Here is a 26,187-nt window from a genome sequence, read left to right as displayed (position 1 = left end):
ATCGTGTGACAGGGGTGGCCATGGACATGACCGGGGCCACAGGGACTCAATAGGCTCCGGACAGACTTCATGCCCCCACGACTTGGAGCCCCACGTGCACCGCAGACTCATCGCCCCGGGCGCCCTGGCCGCCTCCCTGCTGCTGGCGATCCCGGCTTCGGCGGCAAGCTACACCCCGGGCGCGCCGGGTATCGGCGACCCCTACTACCCGGCTTACGGCAACGGCGGATACGACGTCTCCCACTACGACCTGCGGCTCACGTACCAGCCGCGGACGGACGAGCTGGAGGGCACGGCGACCCTGCTGGCGACCACCACACAGGACCTGTCCCGGTTCGATCTGGACTTCCTGCTCGATGTGAGCGAGGTGCGGGTCAACGGCGCGAAGGCGGCGTTCGCGACCTCGGGCGAGCACGAGCTGCAGATCACCCCGGCGAAGCCGCTCGCCAAGGGCACGCCGGTCACGGTCGTCGTCCGCTACAGCGGAGTGCCGTCCACGAAGTCCGCGTACGGCTTCTCGACCTGGCACCGCACACCGGACGGCGCCATCGCGGCGGACGAGCCGGAGTCGGCGTGGTGGTGGTACCCGAGCAACGACCACCCGCTGGACAAGGCGACGTACGACGTGTCGGTGGCGGTCCCGGACGGCACCCAGGCGATCTCCAACGGCACGCTCCAGTCGACGAGTTCACGGCTCGGCTGGACCCGCTACAACTGGCGCTCGAACAAGCCGCAGGCCACCTATCTGACCACGCTCGCGGTCGGCAGGTTCGACATCACCACCAGCACGTCCGACGGCGGTGTCCCGGTCGTCAACGCCTACAGCAAGGACCTCGGCGACAACGACGGGGCGGCGCGCGCCAGTGTGGAGCGCACCGGCGAGCTGGTCGACTGGCTGAGCGGCTACTTCGGCACGTACCCGTTCAGTTCGGCGGGCGGCTATGTCCCCAACACCACGACCGGGTACGCCCTGGAAACGCAGACCCGGGTGTACTACAGCCCGCGGCAGTTCGCGAACGGCTCCAACACCTCTGTCGTCGTGCACGAGTTGGCGCACCAGTGGTACGGCGACGACGTGTCGCTGAAGGGCTGGAAGGACATCTGGATCAACGAGGGCTTCGCGCGGTACGCGCAGTGGCTCTGGTCCGAGCACGAGGGCGAGGGCACGACGCAGGAGCTGGCGGACTACACGTACGCCTCGCATCCGGCGGACGACGCGTTCTGGACGGTCGTGCCCGGCGACCCGGGGCCGGACAACCAGTTCGACACGGCGGTCTACGACCGGGGCGCGCTGGCCGTGCAGGCGCTGCGCAACGAGGTCGGGGACAAGGCGTTCTTCGCCATTCTGAAGGGGTGGCCGAAGGAGCACGCCTACGGGAACGCCTCGGTCGGCGACTTCCGGACGTTCGCCGAGCGGGTGTCCGGACGGCCGCTGGGCGCGCTCTTCGACACCTGGCTGTTCCAGCCGTCCAAGCCCGCGGCCCCGGCGGTCCGGGGAGCGGGTCCGACCAAGTCCGCCGAGGTGGCCCGGAAATCCGTCGCACAGCCCAGGTCGTGGAAGAAGATCGCGGCAACGAACGCGGTCCACTCGGGCACGGCTCACTGAGGTACATCCAGGGCAAGCCGGGTGCCGGCTCGGGCTGACAGGGCTACTCGGGCTGACCGGGCTGAGGTGAGTTGGTGAGTTGGGGGGGGCGGTGGCACGGACGCTGGCCGGGACACGTCCCGGCGTCCGCGCCATCGCCCCCTTCCGCTCCGTCTCGCGGGCCGCCTCCTCGGCTAGTTCGTGAGGCTGTCCAGTTCCTCGTTCCGGGTCCGGGTGACACGGCGGCGGACGCCGAACCAGCCCGCCGTGAGCAGGACGGCGATCAGGGGGACGAGCAGGAGGGTCTTGCGGCCCACCTCGGGGTCGTTCCACATCAGGCCGAGGACGGCCAGCAGGAAGGCGATGGTGACGATCTCCGTCACCGGGCTGCCGCGCAGACGGAACGAGGGACGGGTCAGCAGCCCTTCCTTGGCCCGGCGGACGAACACCAGGTGGCAGATCATGATGATCACCCAGGTGCTGATGATGCCGAGGGACGCCACGTTCAGGACGATCTCGAAGGCCTGGCTCGGCATGAGGTAGTTGAGGACGACGCCGAGCACGCACACCGCGCAGGTGAGCAGGATGCCGCCGTACGGGACCTGGCTGCGGTTCATCTTCGCGGTGAACCGGGGCGCCGAGCCCGCCATCGCCATGGAGCGCAGGATGCGGCCGGTGGAGTACAGGCCGGAGTTCAGCGACGACATGGCCGCGGTGAGGACGACCAGGTTCATGACGTCACCGGCCGCCGGCACCCCGATCTTCGACAGGACGGTGACGAACGGGCTCTGGTCGGCCGAGTACGCCGAACCGGGCAGCAGCAGGGCCAGCAGGACGACGGAACCGACGTAGAAGACCCCGACGCGCCACATGATCGAGTTCACCGCGCGCGGGACGACTTTCTCCGGCTCCTCGGTCTCGCCGGCCGCGACACCGACCAGCTCCAGCGCGGCGTACGCGAAGATCACGCCCTGCATCACGAGGACCACCGGCATCATCCCGTGCGGCAGCAGCCCGCCGTGGTCCATGACGAGCCCCGGGCCGGGCGTGTGGCCGCCGACGTCGTGCCGCGTGGCGAGCAGGAAGACACCGATCAGCATGAAGCCGACGAGGGTGGCGACCTTGACGATCGCGAACCAGAACTCCATCTCGCCGAAGATCTTCACCGAGATCAGGTTCACGGCGAGCACCACCGCGAGGGCGACCAGTGCCAGCACCCACTGCGGGATGTCGGTGAAGAAGCTCCAGTAGTGGGTGTAGAGGGCGATGGCGGTGATGTCGGCGATCCCGGTCGTGGACCAGTTCAGGAAGTACATCCACCCGGCGACGTAGGCGCCCTTCTCGCCGAGGAACTCACGCGCGTACGAGACGAAGGACCCGGAGGAGGGCCGGTACAGGACCAGCTCGCCGAGGGCGCGGACCACGAAGAAGGCGAAGGCTCCGCAGACCAGGTAGGCGACGGCGAGCGCCGGGCCCGCGTCGTGCAGGCGGCCTCCGGCGCCGAGGAAGAGCCCGGTGCCGATCGCGCCGCCGATGGCGATCATGTTGACGTGGCGGGCCTTGAGACCCTTGCTGTAACCGGCGTCGCCCGCGTCGGCGGGCGACGGGGTCACGCCGGTGCGGGAAGCGGCCCCGGCCGTGTCTACGGCTTCCTTGCTCACGGGTGGATCTACCTTCTGGTGCGCCGGCGCACGGGGTGCGCGGGTGTCCGGATGTGCCGGCCCCGCACCGAGTCGGAGGATGCGCGGACCAAGGCGGCGCCTTCCCAGGAGGATCACCGCCCATGCGGTGGCACGCGTCACATCAGGGAACTCTCACCCGATGATCACGCCGTGCGCGACACGTGACCGTCCTGCGCCCGCCCGCACACCACCCCCTGCCGCCCCCGGCACCGGGCCCCTCGCCCCTCTCACGCTCCCCCTCCCCTCCCCCTCCGGGACGGGCGCTTTCACAACACTGGTGGGACAGCAATACTGTTGCACCGCGCGAGCACCGGTCACCGGCGCGCGTGGTACGACGCGAGAGGCGGGGAGCTGCCATGACGACGGGCACCGAGGAGCCGACGCTCACGGTCGACGAACTGGCCGCGCGGGCGGGCGTCACGGTCCGTACGGTCCGCTTCTACAGTGCCCGGGGTCTGCTGCCGCCCCCGGTGATCGGACCCCGGCGGGTCGGCCACTACAGCCAGGAGCACCTGGCGCGGCTCGCGCTCATCGAGGAACTGCAGCACCGGGGCATGACGCTGGCCGCGATCGAACGGCACCTCACGCAGCTCCCGCCCGGTCTGAGCGCGCAGGACCTGGCCCTGCACCGTGCCGTGGTCGCCTCCTGGGCGCCGGGAGCGACGGAGGAGGTGACCCGCGAGGAGCTGGAGCGGCGTGCCGGACGCGCCCTCGGCGACGAGGAGCTGGAACGGCTCGCCGCGATGAGCGTCGTCGAGCGGACCGGCGAGGGACCCGACGACCCCGTACGGCTCGACCCGGGGCTGCTGCGGCTCGGGGTGGAACTCCTGGACGTGCCGTTCGCGCACGAGACGATCCTCGCCGCGCGAGCCGTCCTGCTGGAGCATTCCCGGGCGGCGGCCCGCGAGTTGTCCGCCCTGCTGCGGGACGCGGTGGGCGAGGGCGAGTCCGTGGCGGCCGTGAAGTCGCTGTCGGCGCATATGCAGCCGCTGGTGGTGCAGGCGCTGCTCACCACGTTCCAGCGGTCCCTGCGGGAGGAACTGCGGGAGTGGCTCAAGGAGTCGTGAGCGCCGGGCCGGGGCGGACACCCGGTCCGCCGGTCGGCGTCCGCCGGTACCCGCCGGCCGGTACGTGGCGGCCACCCGGTTTACCGGTCGGCGTCCGCCGGTCCGCCGGCCGGGGTGGGGCGGGCACCGGTTCGCCGGTCGGGGTGGGGCGGGCACCGGTTCGCCGGTCGGCGTCCGGTGCCCGCCCTCGTGGTGCAAGGCCCCTTGTCACGGGGCGACTTGAACCCTGCGCGTACGGGCCTCAGGCGGCGTCCGTGAAGCGCTCGCCCTTCTCCGCCTTCGCCACGAGCAGCGCGGGCGGCAGGAAGCGGTCGCCATAGCGCTCGGCCAGCTCCCGTGCGCGGGCGACGAATCCGGGCAGTCCGCCCTCGTAGCCGTTGATGTACTGGAGGACGCCTCCGGTCCAGCCGGGGAAGCCGATGCCGAAGATGGAGCCGATGTTGGCGTCGGCGACGGAGGTCAGGACGCCTTCCTCCAGAAGCCGGACGGTGTCCAGCGCCTCGGAGAAGAGCATCCGCTCCTTCATGTCCTCGAACGGGATCTCGTGCCCCGCCTTGGTGAAGTGCTCGCGCAGGCCCGGCCACAGCCTGCCGCGCTTACCGTCCTCCCCGTACTCGTAGAACCCGGCGCCGCCGCTGCGGCCGGGGCGGCCGAACTCGTCGACCATGCGGTCGATGACGGCCTCGGCGGGATGGGTCTGCCAGGTGCCGCCCGCCTCCTCGACGGCCTGCTGCGACTCCTTGCGGATCTTGCGGGGCAGGGTGAGCGTCAGCTCGTCCATCAGGGAGAGGACCTTGGCCGGGTAACCGGCCTGGGCGGCGGCCTGCTCGACGGAGGCGGGCTCGATGCCCTCGCCGACCATCGCCACGCCCTCGTTGATGAACTGCCCGATGACCCGCGAGGTGAAGAAGCCGCGCGAGTCGTTGACGACGATGGGCGTCTTCTTGATCTGCCGGACGAGGTCGAAGGCGCGGGCCAGCGCCTGGTCGCCGGTGCGCTCGCCCTTGATGATCTCCACCAGCGGCATCTTGTCGACGGGCGAGAAGAAGTGCAGTCCGATGAAGTCGTCCTGCCGCTCGACACCCTCGGCGAGCGCGGTGATCGGCAGCGTCGAGGTGTTGGAGCAGAGCAGCGCGTCGGGCTCCACGATGCCCTGGATCTCCTGGAACACCTTGTGCTTGAGGGCGGTGTCCTCGAAGACGGCCTCGATGACGGCGTCGCAGCCCGCGAGGTCGTTCGGGTCGGCGGTGGGCGTGATGCGGGCGAGCAGCGCGTCCGCCTTCTCCTGGGTGGTACGGCCCCGGGAGACGGCCTTGGCGCACAGCTTCTCCGAGTACGCCTTGCCCTTGGCGGCCGCCTGGGCGGTCACGTCCTTCAGCACGACGTCGATGCCCGCGCGGGCGCACGCGTAGGCGATGCCCGCGCCCATCATGCCCGCGCCGAGCACGGCCACCTTGCGGACCGGGCGGGGCTCGATGCCCTGCGGCCGGTTGGCGCCGGAGTTGACGGCCTGGAGGTCGAAGAAGAACGCCTGGATCATGTTCTTCGCGGTCTGGCCGATGACCAGATCGGTGAAGTAGCGGCCTTCGATGGTCAGCGCGGTCTCGAAGTCGACCTGGGAGCCCTCGACGGCCGCGGCGAGGATGTTGCGCGGGGCCGGATAGGGCGCGCCGCCGAGCTGCTTGCGCAGATTGGCGGGGAAGGCGGGCAGGTTCGCGGCGAACCTGGGGTTGGCGGGGGTGCCGCCGGGGATGCGGTGGCCGGGCTTGTCCCAGGGCTGCTGCGACTCGGGGTTGGCGTCGATGAAGGCCCGCGCCTTGGCGAGCATCTCCTCGGGGGTGGCGGCCACTTCGTGGACCAGGCCGTTCTCCAGGGCCCGCCGCGGCGTGTACTGGGTGCCCTGGAGGAGCACCTTGAGGAGGGCGTCGGCGATGCCCATGAGGCGGACGGCGCGGGTGACGCCACCGCCGCCCGGCAGCAGGCCGAGGGTGACCTCGGGGAGCCCGATCTTGGAGCCGGGCGCGTCGAGGGCCACCCGGTGGTGGGAGGCGAGGGCGATCTCGTAACCGCCGCCGAGGGCCGCGCCGTTGATCGCGGCGACGACCGGCTTGCCGAGGGTCTCGATGCGGCGCAGCGCGGACTTGATGGCGGTGCCGGCCTCGAAGACCTGCCGGGCGTCCTCGGGGCCCGCCTGGATCATGTCCTTGAGGTCGCCGCCCGCGAAGAAGGTCTTCTTGGCGGAGGTGTAGATGATGCCGCGGATGGAGTCCTTCTCGGCCTCGGCACGCTCGGCGACGGCCGCGATCGAGTCCTTGAACGCCTGGTTCATCGTGTTCGCGGACTGGTTGGGGTCGTCCAGGACGAGGGTGACGACGCCGGTCTCGTCCTGTTCCCAGCGGATGGTTGTGGGCTCAGTGCTCATCAGGGGATGCTCCGTAGATCCGTGATCCGTTGGGAAGGTCAGACGCGTTCGACGATGGTGGCGATGCCCATGCCGCCGCCCACGCACAGGGTGGCGAGGCCGTAGCGCTTGTCCTGGCGCTCCAGTTCGTCCACGAGGGTGCCGAGGATCATGGCGCCGGTGGCGCCGAGGGGGTGGCCCAGCGCGATGGCGCCGCCGTTGACGTTGACCTTGTCCAGGGACAGGCCCATGTCCTTCACGAAGCGCAGGACGACGGCGGCGAAGGCCTCGTTGATCTCGACCAGGTCGATGTCGTCGATGGTCAGACCCGCCTTGGCCAGCGCCTTGCGGGTGGCCGGGGCGGGGCCGGTGAGCATGATGGTGGGCTCGGAGCCGGACACGGCCGCGGCGACGATCCGCGCGCGCGGGGTCAGGCCGTAGCGCTCGCCTACCTCGCGCGAGCCGACGGCGACGAGGGAGGCGCCGTCCACGATGCCGGAGGAGTTGCCCGCGTGGTGGACGTGGTCGATCTGCTCGACCCAGTGGTACTTCTGCAGCGCCACCGCGTCGAAACCGCCCAGCTCACCGATGTCCGCGAACGACGGCTTCAGCTTGGCGAGCGAGTCGGCGGTGGTGCCGGGGCGCAGGAACTCGTCGTGGTCGAGGACGGTGAGACCGGCGCGGTCCCTGACCGGGACGACGGAGCGCGTGAAGCGGCCGTCCTTCACCGCGCCCGCCGCGCGCTCCTGGGAGAGGGCCGCGTACTCGTCCACGTCACGGCGCGAGAAGCCCTCGATGGTGGCGATCAGGTCGGCGCCGATGCCCTGCGGGACGAAGTTGGTGTCGAGGTTGGTCATCGGGTCGGCGAACCAGGCGCCGCCGTCCGAGGCCATCGGCACCCGCGACATCGACTCGACGCCGCCCGCGAGAACCAGGTCCTCCCAGCCCGAACGGACCTTCATCGCGGCCAGGTTGACGGCTTCCAGGCCCGAGGCACAGAAGCGGTTCTCCTGTACTCCGGCCACCGTGTCGGGCAGTCCGGCGGCGATCGCGGCGATGCGGGCGATGTCGGAGCCCTGGTCGCCGACCGGGCCGACGACGCCGAGGACGATGTCGTCGATGGCGGCCGGGTCGAGGTCCGGGAAGCGGGCCTGGATCTCGTGGATGAGCCCGACGACCAGGTCGATGGGCTTGGTGCCGTGCAGGGCGCCGTTCTGCTTGCCGCGTCCGCGCGGGGTGCGGATCGCGTCGTACACGTACGCTTCGGTGCTCACTGGTAAGCCTTTCGGGGAGGGTTAGCCGAGCAGGGAACGGCCGATGATCTCCTTCATGATCTCGGTCGTGCCGCCGTAGATGGTCTGGATGCGTCCGTCGGTGAAGGCCCGGGCGACCGGGTACTCCGTCATGTAGCCGTATCCGCCGTGCAGTTGGAGGCAGCGGTCGGCGACGCGCTTTTGCAGTTCGGTGGCCCACCACTTGGCCATCGAGGCGTGCACGGCGTCGAGTCCGCCGTCGGAGTGGTCGGTGATGCAGCGGTCGAGGAAGGTGCGGGTGACGGCGCACTCGGTGGCCATCTCGGCTATCTCGAAGCGGATGTGCTGGAGCCGGGCGAGCGGCCGGCCGAACGCCTCGCGCTCCTTGACGTACCGGGTGGTGATCTCCAGCAGGTGTTCGGCGCCCGCGATGGCGGCGACGGCGATGCCCATGCGTTCCTGGGCGAGGTTCGTCATCAGGTGGACGAAGGCGCCGTTGCGCTCGCCGAGAAGGTTCTCCTTGGGCACGCGGACGTCGTGGAAGAACAACTCGGCGGTGTCCTGCGCCTTCTGGCCGATCTTGTCGAGGTTGCGGCCGCGCTCGAAGCCCTCCATGCCGCGCTCGACCACCAGCAGGGACAGTCCGTGGGCGCCGCCCTCGGGGGTGGTCTTCGCGACGACGATCACGAGGTCGGCGAGGATGCCGTTGGAGATGAAGGTCTTGGAGCCGTTGAGCAGGAAGTGGTCGCCCTTGTCCTCGGCGTGGGTCGCGATGCCCTGGAGGTCGGAGCCGGCGCCGGGTTCGGTCATGGCGATCGCGGTGACGAGCGAGCCGTCGCAGAAGCCGGGCAGCCAGCGCCGCTTCTGCTCCTCGGTGGCGAGGCCGGTGAGATAGGGGCCGATGATGTCGTTGTGCAGGCCGACGGCGAGGCCCGCGGCTCCCGCGCGGGTGAACTCCTCGGCGAGGACGGCGCTGTAGCGGAAGTCGGTGTTCCCGCCGCCGCCGAACTCCTCGGGCACGGCGAGCCCGAGCAGGCCCTGCCGGCCGGCCGCGCGCCAGGCCTCGCGCGAGACGATGCCGTCCTTCTCCCACTGCTCGTAGTGCGGCAGCACCTCCTTGGCGAGGAAGGTGCGGACGGTCTCGCGGAACGCGTCGTGCTCGGCGGTGAAGATCTGCCGCTTCATGCGGGAACGGCCTTCCTGGTGGGCGTACGGGGCACGGGGGCGGGGCGGGGCGTTCGGTCCAGGCGTCGGTCGGGGGCGGCTGCCCAGCCGGCGGCGCGGCCTGCGGCCGTCCGGGCGACGCGGGCCGGGGTCCGGGAGTGGAGGTTCGGGATCGCGGCGCCGGTCTTCTTCGTGTGGTGGGTGCGGGTGGCCGGGTGGTCCGTGATCGTGGGCGAGCCGAGGCCGGGGGCCTCGGCGACCCGGGCGGCGTCGAGGCCGGCGGCCTGCGGGGCGGCGACCTCGCGGGCGGTCCGCCGTGCGTCACCCGGGTGGCCGAGCGGGCGGGAGAGTTCCATCAGTCGGCGTCCTCGGTCAGCCGGGGCACGTCCCAGTCACGGGCCACGTCCGCGGTGTCGGCCCCCGGCAGCGCGGGGCCGCCGCGCACGGAGGTGGGGGTGGCGGAGAAGCGCGGCGCGGGGGCCGGCTGGGTGATGCCCCCGTGGTCCACGAAGGTGCCGCGGGCGGCGAGGTGCGGGTGGGCCGGTGCCTCGCGCAGCGACAGGACCGGCGCCACGCACGCGTCGGACCCGTCGAACACGGCGGCCCACTCGTCGCGGGTACGGGTCTTGAAGCGGGCGGCGACCGTCTCGCGCAGTTCCGGCCAGCGGGCGAGGTCCTTGCGGGCGGGACGCAGCTCCGGGACGCCGAGGAGGTCGACGAAGGTGTCGTAGAAGCGCTCCTCCAGGGGGCCCACCGCCAGGTAGCCGCCGTCGGCGGTCTCGTAGGTGCCGTAGTAGGGGCAGCCGCCGTCGAGGAGGTTGGCGCCGCGCCGGTCCTGCCAGCCGCCGGCGGCCATCATGCCGTGGATCATCGCGGACAGATGGGCGGTGCCGTCGACGATCGCGGCGTCCACCACCTGTCCGGCGCCGCTCTCGCGCGCGTGGTGGAGGGCGGCGAGGACACCGACGACCAGGTAGAGCGAGCCGCCCGCGTAGTCGCCGAGGAGGTTCGCGGGGACGGCGGGGGCCTCGTCGGGCCTGCCGATCATGCCGAGGGTGCCGGTGAGCGCGATGTAGGCGACGTCGTGTCCGGCGCGGTCGGCGAGCGGCCCGTCCTGGCCCCAGCCGGTCATCCGGCCGTAGACGAGCCGGGGGTTGCGGGCGTGGCAGGCGTCAGGGCCGACCCCGAGGCGCTCGGCGACGCCGGGGCGGTAGCCCTCGATGAGGACGTCCGCGCGTTCGACCAGGTCGAGGACGCGGGAGGGGCCGCCCTCCGCCTTGAGGTCGATGATCACGGACCGCTTGTTGCGGTTGGTCACGTCGTGGGCCGGGTCGATCGCGAGGCCGGGGCCGCCGGGGCGGTCCACCCGGACGACGTCCGCGCCCAGGTCGGCCAGGAGCATGGCGGCGAACGGGCCGGGCCCGATGCCCGCCAGCTCCACGACACGCACCCCGGCGAGGGGGCCGTGCCCCGGCGTTCGTGCCTCTGCCATCAAGCCCCCAGCACTGTGACACTACTGATGTGACATCAGCGATGTTAAGAACGCGTTCCACTCCGGGCAAGCCCTCAGCGAGCAAGCGCTTAGTTAAATTCCCGGCGAACCGTGCCTCCCAGGACCGCCCGGAGCCGCGATCAGGGCTGGTCCAGATGCGCCCGCCGCGGCGGCCATGGGCCGGGCCGCCCGCCGACCGGCGCGGTCACCGCTGGTCCTGGCCCTGGTCCAGCTCCGCGATCAGCCGCTTGGGGGCGATGACCCGGTAGCTCTCCTCGACCCAGTCGCAGAGCAGCTCCGCGCGGGGAGCCCCCTGCTCCTCCAGGGGTATCCGCACCCAGCCGGACCGGCCCAGGCCGTATCCGGCGGGCTGGGCTCCGGGCGAGGTGAGCGCGTGGGCGTGCGCCGCCTCGTCCGTGAGCTTCACCGTGACGGCCAGCGGATGACTGCCGTCGTCCAGACCGAGGAAGACGAAGACCTTCCCGTTGGCCTTGGCCACGGTCTCGCCCCACGGGAACTCCTCCGTGGCGCCGGGCAGGCCGAGCGCGAACTCGCGCACCTTCTGCCACTTTTTCAGCGCGTTTCTCTGGACGGCCACGGCTACCTCCGGCCTGTTCGTACGCCCTCGTCGTCCGGCTGCTCGTCCCTCACGCTAGCCTCGGCCACCGACAACGGCGCTTCGCGCACGACGTGGGGCCCCCGCCCGGTCGAGCGCAGCCCACTGGGGAAGGTGTCATGAGCAGGCTGAACGGGACGGACCGCGCGTACGACGTCGTGCTCTTCGGAGCCACCGGGTTCGTCGGGGAGCTGACCGCGGAGTACCTCGCCGCGCACGCGCCCGAGGGGCTGCGGTGGGCGATCGCCGGACGCGACGCGGAGAAACTGGAGCGTCTGCGGGGACGGCTCGGCGGCGCGCCCGGCGTGCTGCGGGCCGATGTGACGCACCCGGACTCGGTCCGCGAACTCGCCCGGCACGCGCGCGTGGTGGCCACCACGGTGGGCCCGTACGTCACCTACAGCGAAAGCCTGGTCGCGGCCTGCGCGGACGCCGGGACCGACTATCTGGACCTCACCGGCGAGCCGGAGTTCGTGGACCTGATGTACGTGCGGCACGACGCACGCGCGCGGGAGACGGGCGCCCGGCTGGTGCACGCCTGCGGCTTCGACTCGATCCCGCACGACCTGGGCGCCTACTTCACCGTGCGGCAACTCCCGGAGGGGGTGCCGCTGCGGGTGGACGGATTCGTCCGCTCCCGGGCGATGTTCTCGGGCGGCACCTTCAACTCCGCGCTGAACCAGTTCGCCCGGGGCCCGCAGATGATCGCGGCGGCACGGGACCGCCGCCACCACGAGCCGCGCCTGATGGGCCGCCGGTCCGTGGCACCGCTGGGCGCGCCGCGGTTCGCCGGGGAGGTCGGTGCCTGGGCACTGCCGCTGCCGACGATCGACGCGCAGGTGGTGCGGCGCTCGGCGCGGGCCCTGGAGCGGTACGGGCCCGACTTCCGCTATCGCCACTACGCGGCGGTACGGCGGCTGCCCGTGGCCCTCGGCGGGGTGGCCGGGGTCGGCGCGATCTTCGCGGCGGCCCAACTGCCGCCCGCGCGCCGCTGGTTGTCCGACCGTTTCAAGCCGGGCGAGGGGCCGAGTGCCGCGCGGCGCGCGAAGAGCTGGTTCTCGGTGCGCTTCGTGGGCGAGGGCGGCGGCCGGCGTGTGTTCACCGAGGTCGCGGGCGGTGACCCTGGCTACGACGAGACCGCCAAGATGCTCGCGGAGTCCGCCCTGGCCCTTGCCCTGGACGACCTGCCGGCAACGTCCGGCCAGGTCACACCGGCGGCAGCGATGGGCGACGCCCTGACCGGACGGCTGCGCGCCGCCGGCATCACGTTCCGGGTGGCGGCGGTGCGGTAGGCGCCACCGGGCGGCGCGGATGTACCTGCCGGGTGGCGCGGTTGTACCTGCCGGGTGGGCCATCCGCCGGGGAGGCGTGGCACGGAAGGGTGCCCGGCGTACGGTCCAACAGGCGGGGATCAGCGTCCTTCCGCCCGGTCGCCCCCGCCGTGCGCCCGGACGGCAGGCACCGCCGGGGCCATCAGCCCCTTGCCCGACCCGGCCGGGGCCGCCGATCCGCCGCCCAGCCGCTCGGCCTCGCCTCACGCCGCCCAGGCCGTCACCGTCCAGATCATCCCGCCGATCCAGGCCAGGCCGGCCAGGACGGCGAGGGTCAGTGCCGCGAGGACGGCGCGCTCGACGGGCTGGGCGGGGGTGGCTGCGGCCTTCGGGGCGCGGTGTGAGGTCATGCGGCCCAGCCTGCCGAGCATGCCGGCGCCCTCGCATCCGTGCGCGTACTCAGAGCAGGTACTCAGAACAGCCCACTCGGGGCCCGCGCTCGGAAGGCGTGAGCGGCGGACGACTCACACGGAGGGAGAGCGGTGACCGGAACCGGGGCTCAACCGGGCTCCCCGTGAGGCCTGTTCGGGGTTGGCGCGATCAACTGGGCGGTCCCGTCAGGCCGTTGCCTCGCGGAGGGCGCGCCGGCACAGGGAGTCCGCGCGCCGGGTGGACTCCGGCAGGCGGTACTTGGGGGTGAGCGCGAGGGTGTGGGCGCAGGCGTTGTCGAGGTCCACGCGGTGGCCGACGGAGACGAAGACGGGCTTGACGCCGTCCCGGGTGCGCAGGGCGCGGCCCACCTCCTCGTGGCCGGCGAGGAGCGGCGTGGCGCTGCCGCGCCGGGCGCCCGGCTCCTCGTACGCGAAGGTGAAGGGGTTCTTGGCGACGCCGATGGTGGGGAGGCCGGTGAGGACGCCGAGGTGACTGGCCAGGCCGAAGCGGCGCGGGTGGGCGCGGCCGTAGCCGTCGCAGACCACCAGGCCGGGCGGGCAGGGCAGGGCCTCCAGCGCGGCGAGGACGGTCGGGATCTCGCGGAAGGCGAGGAGGCCCGGCACGTAAGGGAAGGAGACCTGGCCGACCGCGGTGGCCTCCGCCACGACGTCGAGGGTCACCGCGTCCAGGACTACGGCCGCCGCCGCGACGACATCGCGCTCGTCGTCGTAGGCCACGTCGACGCCCGTGACATGGCCTGCGCCGGGCGGCGGGCCCGGCTCGCCGAGGACGACCCGCTCGCGCGACTCGTCCTGCACGGCCCGGGCTTGCTCCTCGGTGCCGGGCCAATCCGCCGGAACCCGCACGGTCGCCGGAACCCGCACGGTCGTCGGAACCCTCACGGTCGTCATGGTGGGACCCTCACGGTCGTCATGGGGAGCACGAGCCTAGGGCAGCCGTAGCCGGGACGGACGGCGGGGGCCGGGAGTAGGCTCGCGATCATGTTCGTACTGGAGCTGTCCTACACCGCGCCGCTCGATGCCGTCGACGCCGTCCTGGAGGCCCATGTCGCCTGGCTGGACGAGCAGTACGCGGCCGGCCACTTCCTCGCCTCGGGGCGCAAGAACCCGCGCGACGGGGGTGTGATCCTGGCCGTCGCGGAGAGCAGGGCGCGGATCGAGGAGATCGCCGAAGGTGATCCGTTCGTCGCCGCGGGCGTGTGCGCGTACCGCGTCACGGAGTTCGTCGCGACGAAAACGGCGCCCGGCCTGGAGCGCTACAGGGAGCAGCCCGGCTGAACGGCTCGGCTGAGCGGCGCCGCTCCCCGGCTGTCCGGGGCGCGCCGGGTACGACCGCCGGCGGCGGTGACAATCGGGACATCCATCGCGCCGGGCCGTCCGGATGGCCTCCGGCGGGAACCTCAGGGGCCCGTACGGGTGTCCTCAGGGGTGTGCCGCGTGCGCGGGGCGGAGTGGGACGGCCGTGGTCGGGGAAAGTGGATCTCCCCGGTACATGACCCCGGTGCATGACCCCGGTGACAGAGGTCACTCGGGTCACGGGTGCACGCGCCGTGCCGTTTTTCCGTCTCTTTCATTGACCGGCGTCATCCACCCGGAGTCCGTCCAGTCGTCACAAGGGAGCAAAGGCGTTGTCCACCGTCATCGAGCAGCCCGTTGAGGCCCGCCTCGTCGCCGCCGCGCCGCGGATGCCGAGTATTCCCGCCACACTCCACTACGACCGGACCGACCCGTTCGCCGTCCGCATGACCTTCCCCGCCCCCGCGACGCTCGAAGGCGTTGAGGTCTGCTGGACCTTCGCCCGCGAGCTGCTCGTGGCGGGCCTCGACGACTCGGTGGGGGTCGGCGACGTCCGGGTGCGGCCGTACGGCTACGACCGCACCGTGCTGGAGTTCCACGCCCCCGAGGGCACCGCCGTGGTGCATGTGCGCTCGGGAGAGGTACGGGACTTCCTGCACCGGACGACCGAGCTGGTCCCGGTCGGTCTGGAGCACCTCCAGGTGGACCTGGACCACGACCTCGCGGAGCTGATGCGCGGCCCCTGCTGAGGTACTGATGTTCCGTCAGCTTCTTTGTCCCAGCAGGGCGTTGAGCCGGCCGTAGTCGAAGCCGTCGGCCAGCGTCTCGTAGGTCCCCGTGTCCAGCAGCTCCCGCGCGGCACTCCGGACCAGGGCGTGCGCGGCCTGGGCGATGCCCGAGCCCACGCTGATCCGGGCCACCCCGAGGGCGGCCAGCTCGGCGACGGTGGGCGCGCCGGGGCCCACCATGATGTTCAGGGGTCCCTCGATGCCCCCGACGAGTGCCCTGACCGTCGCCGGGTCGGCGGCCCCGGGGACGAAGACCCCGTCCGCCCCCGCGGCCAGGAACGCGGCGGCGCGCTCCAGGGTCTCCCGCACGTCTCCCGTGCCGCGCAGAAACGTGTCGACGCGGGCGTTGACGAACAGCGGCACCCCCACCGCGTCGGCGGCGGCGCGGACCGCCGCGATACGGCCCGCCTGCTCGGCGGCCGGGCGCAGCGGCACGGAGCCGCCGTCGTACAGCGCGTCCTCGATGTTCACGCCCACCGCGCCCGCCGCGAGCACCGCCCGCGCGGTGTCGCCCACACCCGCGGCGTCCGGCGCGTAGCCGCTCTCGATGTCCGCGCTGGCCGGCACGTCCACCGCGGCGGCGATCCGGGCGACGGCGGCGAGCGCGCTCTCCCGGTCCAGCCGGTCGCCGTCCGGCGCGCCCAGCGCCCAGGCGAGTCCGGCGCTGCTCGTCGCCACCGCCGCCGCCCCGGCCTCCGCCACGATCCGGGCGCTCACCGTGTCCCAGGCGTTCGGCAGGACGAGCGGCCGGCCGGGCACGTGCAGGGCCCGGAAGGCGAGCGCGGTCGCGCGGAGCCGGTCCGTGTCTCCCGGGGGCCGGAGCCGGTCCGGGGTCGTCGGGGGCCGGAGCCGGTCCGGGGTCGTCGTGAGCGGTTCGGTGTTCGTCATGGGGACGAGCAAACACCGGCCCGGCGCGGTGCGCTGGCAGGAATCCGACAGGGACGTGCGGGCCCGGCGCGGCCTCCGGGAGCGGCGGTGCACGGGCCGCCGGGCACCGGACCCGGGGGCGAAGGGCGGGCCCCGGCTGCCGGGGGAGGCGGGCGGCTCAGCCTCCGGTCGTTGCCGCCGTGGTCGAGGCGGTCGTCGCGGCCACCACGACCGCGGTCCTGACCTCCTGGATGACCTTCTTCAGGGCCGGGGCCGCCGCGCCGCCGCGCTCGGTGAGTTCGCCGATACGGGCCTTGTACAGCCTGCGCTCCTTGGCGGAGGCGACGGTACGCAGCTCGGCCGCGGTCGCGAGGGCGACCAGGGCTGCGTCGCGGTCCCCGATCTCGGCGACCGGCACCGGCCCCTCCAGGACCGCTCGCGCCTCGGCGCGGAGCGCGTCCACGACGGGCACCCGGTCCAGCGTGTAGTCGACGGAGGGGAAGAGGCCGAGGACCCGCTTCTTCTCCGCCCGCAGATACCCCTCGGCGGCGAGCTGGGCCCGCAGGGCGTCCAGGGTGACCCGGGCGCGCAGCGTGACCCAGGCCTTCCACTTGCGGGGCCGGGACTCCGCGACGAGTTCCAGCAGCCCGTCGAGGACCAGGTCACCGGTGCGGGAGTCGGGGTCCACCGGGGTGACGATGCCGTCGTCGTCCACGAGCAGACCGCGCTGGGCCAGCTCGGTGAGGGCACCGGCGCGCACCAGATGGTGGAGGTGGCTCGACCCGGTGAGCCTGGGTTTCGAGGTGTCCCAGGCCAGGAGGTAGAGCCGGGCGGGCAGCGAGAGCGGGCCGTGCGGCACGGGATCTCCTTAGGGTCGTCGGGGCCACGTTAATCCTTTGACAGCCCCCGGGGCCGTCCGTAGCGTGGACATCGCTTCTGTTGCCGTCGAATGGAGAAGGACGTTGCTCGTCTGAGGTCTGAGACACCGCGTCACACACAGCCGGTTCTGTCCGGCCATCCGTGTGCGCAGCGTGCGACCTCGGCATTCGAGCCGTCCTCTGGCGCAGGGCCTGGGCCTTTCCTCCCGCTCCCCTCCGTACTGGACCGTCGTCGCCTCGCGGTGTCCCGAAACGCGTACCCCCGACCGTTTCCAGCAACCGTGAGGCCCTCGTGTCAACCTCCCCCACCTCCATCACCTGTACGTCCCTGTCCTTCGCCTGGCCGGACGGCACCGACGTCTTCGACGGCCTCCAGGTCGCGTTCGGCCCCGGCAGAACCGGCCTCGTCGGGGCCAACGGATCGGGAAAATCAACCCTGTTGAAGCTGATCGCCGGACAGCTCAGCCCCGCCGAGGGCACCGTCCGGGTAGCGGGCGAGATCGGCCATCTGCCGCAGAACGTCACCCTGGACACGGCCCTGCGGGTCGACCAGGCGCTCGGGATCGCCGAGCGGCGGGCCGCCCTGCACGCGATCGAGTCGGGCGACGCCGCCGAGGAGCACTTCGAGGCCGTCGGCGACGACTGGGACGTGGAGGAGCGGGCCCGCGCCACCCTCGGTGAACTCGGTCTCGGCCACATCGACCTGGACCGCACGATCGGCGAGGTGTCCGGCGGCGAGTCGGTGCTGCTGCGGCTGGCCGCGCTGCTGCTGCGCCGCCCGGACGTGCTCCTCCTCGACGAACCCACCAACAACCTCGACCTGTACGCGCGGCAGCGGCTGTACGCGGCAGTGGAGGCCTGGCCCGGGGTCATGGTCGTGGTCAGCCACGATTGCGAACTCCTGGACCTGGTCGACCAGATCGCCGACCTGCACTCGGGCGAGGTCACCTGGTACGGCGGGAACTTCTCGGCGTACGAACAGGCCCTCGCCGGCGAACAGGAGGCGGCCGAGCGCATGGTGCGCGTCGCCGAGTCCGACCTGAAGAAGCAGAAGCGTGAACTGGTCGACGCACAGGTCAAGTTGGCCCGGCGCAAACGGTACGGGCAGAAGATGAACGACCAGAAGCGCGAGCCGAAGATCGTCATGGGGGCGCGCAAGCGGGCGGCGCAGGAGTCCGCGGGCAAGCACCGCATCCTGCACGAGGAGCGGCTCAGCGAGGCGAAGGAGCGGCTGGACGAGGCGGTGGAGGCGGTACGGGACGACGACGAGATCCGCGTCGACCTGCCGCACACGGCCGTACCCCCGGGGCGCAAGGTCCTGACGCTCGAAAAGCTGGAGCTGCGGTACGGCGCGCGGGTGGACGGCCTGTTCGATCTGCGCGGCCCGGAGCGGATCGCGCTGACCGGGCGCAACGGAGCGGGCAAGACGACGCTGCTGCGCACGATCGCCGGGGAACTGGACGCCGTGTCCGGTCACGCCGACGCCCATGTGCCCCTGCGGTTCCTCCCGCAGCGCCTCGACGTGCTCGACGACGAGCTGACCGTCGCCGAGAACGTCGCCCGGTACGCGCCCACCGCCACCAACAACCGCGTCCGGGCCCGGCTCGCCCGCTTCCTGTTCAAGGGCGCGAAGGCCGACCAGCCGGCGGCGACGCTCTCCGGCGGCGAACGCTTCCGGGCGGCGCTCGCGGCCCTGATGCTCGCCGAGCCCGCGCCGCAACTGCTGATGCTCGACGAGCCGACGAACAACCTCGACATGGCGAGCGTCCGCCAGCTCACCACCGCCCTGGAGTCCTACGAGGGGGCGCTGATCGTCGCGAGCCATGACATGCCGTTCCTGGAGTCGATCGGCATCACGCGCCGGCTGCTGCTGGAAGGAGGAGAACTGAAAGAAATCGCGCCGGAAACTGTCGGGTATCCCTTCTAGTGCGGATGACGGGGGCGCCTAGCGTCGGACGGGACGGCGCCCCACGTGCGGCGGGGGGCTTGCGCGCGCTCCGGGCACGCCGCACGCGGCGCGCCGGCTGCCCCCTGCCGAATCGGAGTTCCGCCTGTGCCCAGCCGTACCGCCCTCGTACGCCGTCCCGGCCCCCGCCTCGCCGAGGGACTGGTGACCCACATCGAGCGCACCCCGTCGACCTCGGCCGGGCGGTCGAGCAGTGGGAGGCGTACGTCGAGGCGCTGCGGGCGCACGGCTGGCGGACCGTCGAGGTCGACGCGGCCGACGACTGCCCGGACGCGGTGTTCGTGGAGGACGCCGTCGTCGTCTTCCGCAACGTGGCCCTGCTCGCCCGTTCCGGCGCCGGGTCCCGGCGCGGCGAGAGCGCCGCGGTCGAGGAGGCCGTGACCCGCCTCGGCTGCTCGGTGAACCGGATCCGGGAACCGGGCACCCTCGACGGCGGAGACGTCCTGAAGGTCGGCGACACGGTCTACGTGGGCCGGGGCGGGCGGACCGACGCGGCCGGCGTCCGGCAGCTCCGGGCCGTCTTCGAGCCGCTCGGGGCGCGGGTCGTGGCCGTCCCGGTGAGCACGGTGCTCCATCTGAAGTCGGCGGTCACCGCGCTGCCCGACGGAACCGTGATCGGATATCCGCCGCTCGTGGACTCCCCCGGCCTCTTTCCGCGTTTCCTGTCGGTGCCGGAGGAGTCCGGGGCGCATGTGGTGCTGCTGGGCGGCGGCCGGCTGCTGATGGCGCGGAGCGCCCCGCGGACCGCCGAACTGCTCGCCGGTCTCGGCCACGAACCGGTCCTGGTGGACATCGGCGAGTTCGAAAAGCTCGAAGGCTGTGTGACGTGTCTCTCGGTCCGGCTCCGGGAGCTGCACGCCTGACCGAGTGACCGAGCCGCTCGCGGGTACCCGTCGACCTGCGCTTCCCGAGTGCTTCGTGTGCGCTGCGCTGCGCTTCCGGAGGGCTCCGGGGAGTGAGCGATCATGCCGGAAACCGTGCTGATCAGCGGTCTTTACGGAGTTCTTAACCTACGGCAACGTAACCTACGGATACGTAGCCTACGATGCCGTAGGTTGGCTTCACCGCTCGTATGCAGTCCCCGTCCCCCTGGAGCAACCGTGACGATCACTTCCCCTCACCTCAGCAGTCCGTCAGCCGCCTGGACCGACGCACGCCTGCTGTACGCGTTGGAGGAAGTGGTCGAGACGGAGCTGAACCGCCACCTGAAGGTGGCCAAGGACTGGATGCCGCACGAGTACGTGCCGTTCAGCGACGCCCGTAACTTCCCCGGACTCTTCGAGGACGGCGAGGCCTGGGACAAGGAGCAGTCCAAGGTCACGGAGATCGGCCGCATCGCGCTGGTCGTCAACCTCCTGACCGAGGACAACCTGCCGAGCTACCACCACGAGATCGCGTCCCTCTTCGGCCGTGACGGCGCCTGGGGCACCTGGGTGCACCGCTGGACCGCGGAGGAGGGCCGGCACGGCATCGTGATGCGCGACTATCTGCTGGCCTCGCGCGCCGTGGACCCGGACAAGCTCGAGGCGTTCCGTATGCAGCACATGAGCGAGGGCTTCGAGTCGGACAACCGCCACTCGATGCTGCACTCCGTGGCGTACGTCGCGTTCCAGGAGCTGGCGACCCGTATCTCGCACCGCAACACCGGCCACCAGTCGGGCGACCCGGTCTGCGACCGCATGCTGGCCCGCATCGCGACCGACGAGAACCTGCACATGGTGTTCTACCGCAACCTGCTGAAGGCCGCGTTCGAACTCGCCCCCGACCTGACCATGCAGGCCGTGCGTGACGTCGTCGTCAACTTCCGGATGCCCGGTCACGGCATGCCCGGCTTCGAGCGGATGGCCGCGCAGATGGCCATCGGCGAGGTCTACAACATGCGGATCCACCACGACGACGTGCTCCAGCCGGTGCTGCGCCACCTGAAGGTGCTGGAGATCGAGGGCCTGGGCCCCGAGGGTCTCCAGGCGCAGGAGGAACTCGGCTTCTTCATGGGCGGCTTGGACGCGGAGGCGTCGAAGTTCGACGAGAAGCTCGCGGCCCGCAAGGCCCGCATGGCGGCGCGCGCCAACGCGTAGGCGCGTATCGCGCCCGGCCCCCGTTGCCCGTCCCCGCCTCGCGCGGGGGCGGACGACGGGGGCTCTCGCGTGTCAGGGGCGTCAACGAGCGGGGCGGGTCCGGTCATTCGCGGGCGCGGCGCAGGCCGAGGCGCTCCTTCTCGGAGAGGCCTCCCCACACGCCGAAGCGTTCGTCGTTGCTCAGCGCGTAGTCGAGGCACGCGGTCCGCATGTCGCACATCCCGCAGATGCGCTTCGCCTCGCGCACCGAACTGCCGGGCTCGGGAAAGAAGAAGTCCGCCCCCGTCTGCGCGCACAGCGCCTGCTGCTGCCAGGCGATGTCGGCCGGAGTGATCGTTTCCAAAGACATGGTCAGGATCGTGCCCCGGCGCGAAAAACGTTCGATCAACGCGGGATCAACGCGGTGTTCCGACGCCTCCGGCGGCCCCGATGATGGCCCCACGGGACGGCCCGGGGCACGGCGGCGCGCGGAGAAGGCCGAAAACCCCGCGGACCCGCCCGGCGACCGAGCGTGCGCAGGCCCGTGCCGCCGGGCCGGGACGCGCGTCCCGGCCGCGATTGTCAGTGGGCGGTGGAAGACTCGGCGGCAAAGGCAACGGGACCCCTCAAAGGAGGGCAATGATGCTCACCACCCGTTTCGTGAACGGCTCGCCGAACTGGCTGGATGTCGGCACATCCGACCTCGACGGAGCCATCTCCTTCTACGGGGCCCTGTTCGGCTGGCGTTTCCAGTCGGCGGGGCCCGACGGCGGCGGCTACGGCTTCTTCCAGCTCGACGGGAAGACCGTGGCCGGCGGCGTGCGGATCACCGCGGACCAGGGCCCGCCGTCCTGGACCGTGTACTTCCAGAGCGCGGACGCCGAGTCCACGGCGGAGGCGGCCGGCCAGGCCAAGGGCGCCGTGCTGGTGCCGCCCACCGCCGTGCTGGACAAGGGCCACATGGCGGTGCTGGCCGACGAGGCGGGCGTGCCGTTCGGCGTCTGGCAGCCGGGCCGGAGGAAGGGCCTGGATCTCGCGACGGACCCGGGCTCGCTGCGCTGGGTCGAGCTGTACACCCCGGACGTCGCGGCGGCGGCCGCGTTCTACAACGCGGTGTTCGGCTGGGAGACTTCGGCGGTCCCCTTCCCCGGCGGCGTCTACACCTGCATCAACCCGGCCGGTACGGAGGCGGAGGACATGTTCGGCGGTGTGGTCCCGCTCGCCGACGACCCGGTCGAGGCCGGTTCCGGCGCGTACTGGCTGCCGTACATCGAGGTCGCGGACGTGGACGCCGTGGTCGCGCAGGCGCGGGAACTCGGGGGTACGGTGCGGATGCCCGCGATGGACATGGAGGGCGTGGGCCGCACGGCCAGGCTCGCCGACCCGTACGGGGCGCGCTTCGCGGTGATCAGAAGCGCGCAACAGGGCTGAGTTTCCCGGCCGGAACGGCCGGGGACCGGGATGACCGGGGACCGGGATGGCCGGGGACCGGGATGGCCGGAGGGACCCGGCGGCCCGGGGCGCGGCGATGCGGTGGGGCGGCGATGCGGTGGGGCGGCCCCGCAGTACACCCCGGCCGCCCTCGATCGCTCCCGACGTCAGGTGTCCGAAGGCGGGGCCGGGTGTCGACGGCTTGGCGCCCGAGGGCAGGAGCGGGGTACCCGCGACCGACTGCCGGCGCCGGATGCCCGACGGCCGTCCACCGGACGCCATCGGCCTGACGCCGGACGGCGGACGCCGGATGCCGCCCGGCGTCCGCCGTCAGGCGTACACCGTCCCCCGCCCGGACGCTACGCCGAGCCCCGTACCACCACCGTCGTCGGCAGGACCACGCCGGAGCGTTCGGGGTCGGGGGTCGCCGTGCCGGTGCCGCCCTCCAGGCCGCGGATCAGCAGCCGCGCCATCAACCGGCCCATCTCCTCTATGTCCTGACGGACCGTCGTGAGCGGTGGGTCGGTCTGCTCGGCGATCGGCAGCATGTCGTCGAAGCCGATCACCGCCACGTCCTCGGGGACCCGGCGGCCCGCCTCGCGCAGGACGCGCAGCACACCGAGGGCGGAGAGGTCGTTCGCCACGAACACGGCGTCCACGTCGGGGCGCCGCTCCAGCAGCTCCCGCATCGCGCGTTCGCCGCCGGCCGGGGTGAAGTCGCCCCGCGCCACGAGCGCCGGGTCGACATCGCCCATGACGTCCCGGAAGCCGTCGAGACGGTCGACCGCGGAGGTCTGGTCGAGGGCGCCGGTGATGTGGGCGATACGGGTGCGCCCGAGTCCGACGAGGTGGCGGACTGCCTCGCGGGCACCGCCCCGGTTGTCGCAGTCGACGTACACGGAGTCGCGCGGGCCCTCGCCCCATTCGGGCCGCCCGCCGAACACGGTGGGCACGCCCGCGCCGTGGATCAGGCCGGGCAGCGGGTCGTCGAGGTGCAGCGAGAAGACGAGCGCCCCGTCGACATGGCCGCCGGCGAGATAGCGGGCGACGCGCGCGTGGTCGTCGCGGCCCTCCGTGAGCAGCAGTACGAGCTGGGAGTCGTGCGCCGTCAGTTCCTTGCTGATGCCGCGGAGCTGGTGGGCGAAGAAGGGGTCGGCGAAGACCCGGGTCTCCGGTTCGGCGATCACGACGGCCACGGCGTCGTGGCGCCGGGTGACCAGGCTGCGCGCGGCCTGGTTGGGCACGTAGCCGAGTTCCTCGACGGCCCGGCGCACCCGCTCGGCCAGCGGTTCGCGTACTCCGTCGCCGCCGTTCACGACCCGGGACACGGTGGCCCGGGAGACCCCGGCTCGCGCGGCCACGGCCTCCAGCGTGGGGCGCGACACGGTCTCGGTCATGCGGGGCACCTCCTCGGCGAATGCGGCCAGGATAGCCGCGCCGCCGTATGCGGGTGTGGAGCGGAGGTGTCGCACGGATCACCGTGAACCCCCGCGCGTGGAGCGGGCGTTCGACGGCGGCGGCCGAGGGCGGGCGCCCCGGTCGGCCGGGCGGCTCGCGTGGGCGACTCGCGTGGGTGGCTCGCGTGGGTGGCTCGCGTGGGTGGCTCGCGTGGGCGACTCGGGTCGGTGGCTCGCGTGGGCGACTCGGGTGGTGGGCGACTCGGGTAGGAGGGACGGCGCCGTTCAGGCGCCCGGCGATTCCGCGTCCTCGTGCCGGGCCCGGCTCGGCTGGACCCGCTTGGGCTCGCCGGGCATCTTCGGGTACTCGGGCGGATACGGGAGATCGCCGAGGCCGTGGTCGTGCTCGTCACGGCTGGCGAGTTCCAGCAGGGCCTCCAGCGAGAAGGCGTGGTCGTCCATGTCGGCGTGTACGTCGCCGAGTTCGGCGAAGCGGGCCGGCATCGTCGCCAGGTCGAAGTCGCGCGGCCGGGCGTCCTCCACCTCGTCCCAGCGCAGCGGCGCGGAGACGGGCGCGTGCGGCCGGGGCCGTACGGAGTAGGCGGAGGCGATGGTGCGGTCCCGCGCGGTCTGGTTGTAGTCCACGAAGATCTTCTCGCCCCGCTCCTCCTTCCACCAGGCGGTGGTGACGTGGTCGGGCATCCGGCGTTCGAGTTCGCGTCCGACGGCGATGGCGGCCCGGCGTACCTGCGTGAAGGTCCAGCGCGGCTGGATCGGCACGAAGACGTGCAGGCCCCGGCCTCCTGAGGTCTTGGGCCAGCCGCGCAGCCCGCCGTACTCGTGGAGGACCTCGCGCAGCTCGTGGGCGGCGCGCACGGCGTCCTCGTAGTCGGTGCCGGGCTGCGGGTCGAGGTCGATGCGCAGTTCGTCCGGCCGGTCGACGTCGTCGCGGCGCACCGGCCAGGGGTGGAAGGTGAGCGTGCCGAACTGCGCGGCCCACAGCACGGCGGCCGGTTCGGTCGGGCACATCTCGTCGGCGCTGCGACCGCTGGGGAAGGTGATGTGGGCGGTCGGAATCCAGTCGGGCATGTTCTTGGGCGCCCGCTTCTGGAAGAAGGACTCGCCCGCCACTCCGTCGGGGTAGCGCTCCAGCGTGGTGGGGCGGTTGCGCAGGGCGCGCAGGATGCCGTCGCCGACGGCCAGGTAGTACTGGGCGAGGTCCAGCTTCGTGAAGCCGCGCTCCGGGAAGAAGATCTTGCCGGGACTGGACAGACGTACGGTCCTGCCGGCTGCCTCGAGTTCCACCGCATCGCCCATGCGAGCCACGGTAGGCGCAGTGCCGGGGCCGCGCACACCGGGCGGACGGCCCCGGTTGCGCGGAGAATCGGAGCATGGACCTGCCGGTGATGCCGCCCGTGAAGCCGATGCTCGCCAAGTCCGTGGCGAAGATCCCCCCGGACATGCACTACGAGGCGAAGTGGGACGGGTTCCGGGCCCTGGTGTACCGGGACGGCGGCGAGCTGGAGCTGGGCAGCCGCACCGGGAAGCCGCTGACCAGGTATTTCCCGGAGCTGGTCGCGGCGCTCCTCGACCGGTTGCCCGAGCGCTGCGTGATGGACGGCGAGATCGTGATCGCCCGGGATGGGCGGCTGGACTTCGACGCGCTCACCGAGCGGATCCACCCGGCGGACTCGCGGGTGCGGACGCTCGCCGAGCGGACCCCGGCCTCCTTCGTGGCGTTCGACCTGCTGGCCCTCGGCGACGAGTCGCTGCTCGGCGTCCCGCTGGCCGACCGGCGCGCGCTGCTGGTGACGGCGCTGTCGGGGGTGACCGCGCCGGTGCACCTGGCGCCGGCGACGACGGACCGGGCGGTGGCGGAGCGGTGGTTCGAGCAGTACGAGGGCGCGGGACTCGACGGGGTGGTCGCCAAGCCCCTCACGCTGCCGTATCTGCCGGACGAACGCGCCATGTTCAAGATCAAGCACGAGCGGACGGCGGATGTCGTCGTGGCCGGGTACCGCATCCACAAGAGCGGCCCGGTCGTGGGGTCGCTGCTGCTCGGCCTGTACGACGACCGGGGCACGCTCCAGCACGTCGGCGTGAGCGCGGCGTTCACCATGAAGCGGCGCGCGGAGCTGGTGGAGGAACTGGAGCCGCTGCGGCTGGCGGACGTCTCGGAGCATCCGTGGGCGGCCTGGGCCGAGGAGTCGGCGCACGAGTCGGCGCGGCTGCCGGGCGCGCCGAGCAGATGGTCGGCGAAGAAGGACCTGTCATGGGTGCCGGTCAGACCCGAACGGGTGGCGGAGGTGGCGTACGACCACATGGAGAACGGGGCACGGTTCCGGCACACCGCGCGGTTCCGCCGGTGGCGCCCGGACCGGACCGCGCGGAGCTGTACGTACGGACAACTGGAGGAGCCGGTGGGCTACGACCTGGCGGAGATCTTCGGGGCGCGGGACTGACCCCGGAGCACGGAACGGCGGCCTCCGCGGTTCCGGTTCACCCTCCCCCGGCATCTCGCTGA

23 protein-coding genes and 1 pseudogene are annotated in these 26,187 nt (G+C 72.3%); 10 read left to right on the top strand and 14 right to left on the bottom strand.

The window, feature by feature from the left end:
- The first annotated feature begins 94 nt into the window (after positions 1-94).
- The gene (locus AB0912_RS21655) at positions 95-1,606 is read left to right on the top strand and encodes a M1 family metallopeptidase (RefSeq protein WP_366702105.1); all 1,512 of its coding nucleotides are present in this window, start codon (positions 95-97) and stop codon (positions 1,604-1,606) included.
- 173 nt (positions 1,607-1,779) lie between these two features.
- On the opposite strand, the gene AB0912_RS21650 is transcribed toward AB0912_RS21655, so the two are convergent.
- Positions 1,780-3,246, bottom strand: a complete 1,467-nt coding sequence (locus AB0912_RS21650) for an amino acid permease (protein ID WP_366702103.1) — start codon at positions 3,244-3,246, stop codon at positions 1,780-1,782.
- A 377-nt stretch (positions 3,247-3,623) separates the two neighbouring features.
- Between AB0912_RS21650 and AB0912_RS21645 the strand changes: the two genes are divergently transcribed.
- A complete protein-coding gene (locus AB0912_RS21645) occupies positions 3,624-4,334 on the top strand; it encodes a MerR family transcriptional regulator (RefSeq protein WP_366702101.1) in 711 nt (236 codons plus the stop codon).
- Positions 4,335-4,575: 241 nt separating this feature from the next.
- Here the strand turns inward: AB0912_RS21645 and AB0912_RS21640 are convergent, their stop codons facing one another.
- From AB0912_RS21640 to AB0912_RS21615, 6 genes are all read right to left on the bottom strand, one after another.
- Entirely contained in the window at positions 4,576-6,756 is a 2,181-nt protein-coding gene (locus AB0912_RS21640) for a 3-hydroxyacyl-CoA dehydrogenase NAD-binding domain-containing protein (protein WP_366702099.1), read from the bottom strand.
- Between the two features lie 38 nt (positions 6,757-6,794).
- Positions 6,795-8,009 (bottom strand): acetyl-CoA C-acetyltransferase, encoded by a 1,215-nt coding sequence (locus AB0912_RS21635; protein ID WP_366702097.1) that lies wholly within the window; start codon positions 8,007-8,009, stop codon positions 6,795-6,797.
- A gap of 21 nt (positions 8,010-8,030) precedes the next feature.
- A complete protein-coding gene (locus AB0912_RS21630) occupies positions 8,031-9,173 on the bottom strand; it encodes an acyl-CoA dehydrogenase family protein (protein ID WP_366702095.1) in 1,143 nt (380 codons plus the stop codon).
- A complete protein-coding gene (locus AB0912_RS21625) occupies positions 9,170-9,508 on the bottom strand; it encodes a hypothetical protein (RefSeq protein ID WP_366702093.1) in 339 nt (112 codons plus the stop codon). Before AB0912_RS21625 ends, AB0912_RS21630 begins: the two co-directional genes overlap by 4 nt.
- On the bottom strand, positions 9,508-10,644 hold the full coding sequence (locus AB0912_RS21620) for a CaiB/BaiF CoA-transferase family protein (protein WP_366702091.1): 1,137 nt from the start codon (positions 10,642-10,644) through the stop codon (positions 9,508-9,510). Before AB0912_RS21620 ends, AB0912_RS21625 begins: the two co-directional genes overlap by 1 nt.
- Positions 10,645-10,849: 205 nt before the next feature.
- Positions 10,850-11,242: an MmcQ/YjbR family DNA-binding protein gene (locus AB0912_RS21615; RefSeq protein WP_366702089.1), complete on the bottom strand. Its 393-nt coding sequence runs from the start codon at positions 11,240-11,242 to the stop codon at positions 10,850-10,852.
- Between the two features lie 137 nt (positions 11,243-11,379).
- On the opposite strand from AB0912_RS21615, the gene AB0912_RS21610 reads away from it, so the two are divergent.
- Positions 11,380-12,552 carry a saccharopine dehydrogenase NADP-binding domain-containing protein gene (locus AB0912_RS21610; protein ID WP_366702087.1) on the top strand — a complete coding sequence of 391 codons (1,173 nt, stop codon included), beginning with the start codon at positions 11,380-11,382 and terminating at the stop codon, positions 12,550-12,552.
- A gap of 242 nt (positions 12,553-12,794) precedes the next feature.
- Here the strand turns inward: AB0912_RS21610 and AB0912_RS21605 are convergent, their stop codons facing one another.
- A complete protein-coding gene (locus AB0912_RS21605) occupies positions 12,795-12,941 on the bottom strand; it encodes a hypothetical protein (protein ID WP_366702153.1) in 147 nt (48 codons plus the stop codon).
- A gap of 207 nt (positions 12,942-13,148) precedes the next feature.
- Positions 13,149-13,874, bottom strand: a complete 726-nt coding sequence (locus tag AB0912_RS21600; protein WP_366702085.1) for an endonuclease V — start codon at positions 13,872-13,874, stop codon at positions 13,149-13,151.
- Between the two features lie 90 nt (positions 13,875-13,964).
- Between AB0912_RS21600 and AB0912_RS21595 the strand changes: the two genes are divergently transcribed.
- A complete protein-coding gene (locus AB0912_RS21595) occupies positions 13,965-14,261 on the top strand; it encodes a YciI family protein (protein WP_366702083.1) in 297 nt (98 codons plus the stop codon).
- Positions 14,262-14,611: 350 nt separating this feature from the next.
- A complete protein-coding gene (locus tag AB0912_RS21590; protein WP_366702081.1) occupies positions 14,612-15,028 on the top strand; it encodes an SsgA family sporulation/cell division regulator in 417 nt (138 codons plus the stop codon).
- Positions 15,029-15,043: 15 nt separating this feature from the next.
- Here AB0912_RS21590 and AB0912_RS21585 read toward each other — a convergent pair whose 3' ends face one another.
- Together AB0912_RS21585 and AB0912_RS21580 are read right to left on the bottom strand one after the other, a co-directional pair.
- Positions 15,044-15,955, bottom strand: coding sequence for an isocitrate lyase/phosphoenolpyruvate mutase family protein (locus tag AB0912_RS21585; protein WP_366702079.1), 912 nt, complete (start codon positions 15,953-15,955; stop codon positions 15,044-15,046).
- A 157-nt stretch (positions 15,956-16,112) separates the two neighbouring features.
- Positions 16,113-16,793 (bottom strand): GPP34 family phosphoprotein, encoded by a 681-nt coding sequence (locus tag AB0912_RS21580; RefSeq protein ID WP_366702077.1) that lies wholly within the window; start codon positions 16,791-16,793, stop codon positions 16,113-16,115.
- 311 nt (positions 16,794-17,104) lie between these two features.
- Here AB0912_RS21580 and AB0912_RS21575 point away from each other — a divergent pair, with 311 nt between their 5' ends.
- The 3 genes and pseudogenes from AB0912_RS21575 (at position 17,105) to AB0912_RS21565 (ending at position 20,856) form a co-directional block, all read left to right on the top strand.
- Positions 17,105-18,739, top strand: a complete 1,635-nt coding sequence (locus AB0912_RS21575) for an ABC-F family ATP-binding cassette domain-containing protein (RefSeq protein ID WP_366702075.1) — start codon at positions 17,105-17,107, stop codon at positions 18,737-18,739.
- Positions 18,740-18,865: 126 nt separating this feature from the next.
- A pseudogene (ddaH, locus tag AB0912_RS21570) lies at positions 18,866-19,641 on the top strand (dimethylargininase).
- A gap of 237 nt (positions 19,642-19,878) precedes the next feature.
- Positions 19,879-20,856 (top strand): acyl-ACP desaturase, encoded by a 978-nt coding sequence (locus AB0912_RS21565; protein ID WP_366702073.1) that lies wholly within the window; start codon positions 19,879-19,881, stop codon positions 20,854-20,856.
- A gap of 103 nt (positions 20,857-20,959) precedes the next feature.
- Here the strand turns inward: AB0912_RS21565 and AB0912_RS21560 are convergent, their stop codons facing one another.
- Entirely contained in the window at positions 20,960-21,205 is a 246-nt protein-coding gene (locus AB0912_RS21560; RefSeq protein ID WP_366702071.1) for a WhiB family transcriptional regulator, read from the bottom strand.
- Between the two features lie 272 nt (positions 21,206-21,477).
- On the opposite strand from AB0912_RS21560, the gene AB0912_RS21555 reads away from it, so the two are divergent.
- A complete protein-coding gene (locus tag AB0912_RS21555) occupies positions 21,478-22,266 on the top strand; it encodes a VOC family protein (protein WP_366702069.1) in 789 nt (262 codons plus the stop codon).
- A 359-nt stretch (positions 22,267-22,625) separates the two neighbouring features.
- Here the strand turns inward: AB0912_RS21555 and AB0912_RS21550 are convergent, their stop codons facing one another.
- Together AB0912_RS21550 and ligD are read right to left on the bottom strand one after the other, a co-directional pair.
- Positions 22,626-23,663: a LacI family DNA-binding transcriptional regulator gene (locus AB0912_RS21550; protein WP_366702067.1), complete on the bottom strand. Its 1,038-nt coding sequence runs from the start codon at positions 23,661-23,663 to the stop codon at positions 22,626-22,628.
- 285 nt (positions 23,664-23,948) lie between these two features.
- The gene (ligD, locus tag AB0912_RS21545; protein WP_366702065.1) at positions 23,949-24,980 is read right to left on the bottom strand and encodes a non-homologous end-joining DNA ligase; all 1,032 of its coding nucleotides are present in this window, start codon (positions 24,978-24,980) and stop codon (positions 23,949-23,951) included.
- 74 nt (positions 24,981-25,054) lie between these two features.
- Here ligD and AB0912_RS21540 point away from each other — a divergent pair, with 74 nt between their 5' ends.
- Positions 25,055-26,125 (top strand): ATP-dependent DNA ligase, encoded by a 1,071-nt coding sequence (locus AB0912_RS21540; RefSeq protein WP_366702063.1) that lies wholly within the window; start codon positions 25,055-25,057, stop codon positions 26,123-26,125.
- The last annotated feature ends 62 nt before the right edge of the window (positions 26,126-26,187 follow it).

Source organism: Streptomyces sp. NPDC007084 (assembly GCF_040703595.1).
Lineage (GTDB): Bacteria > Actinomycetota > Actinomycetes > Streptomycetales > Streptomycetaceae > Streptomyces.
Note: the sequence above shows the minus strand (reverse complement) of the source record. Positions and strands in the feature narration are given on the sequence as shown.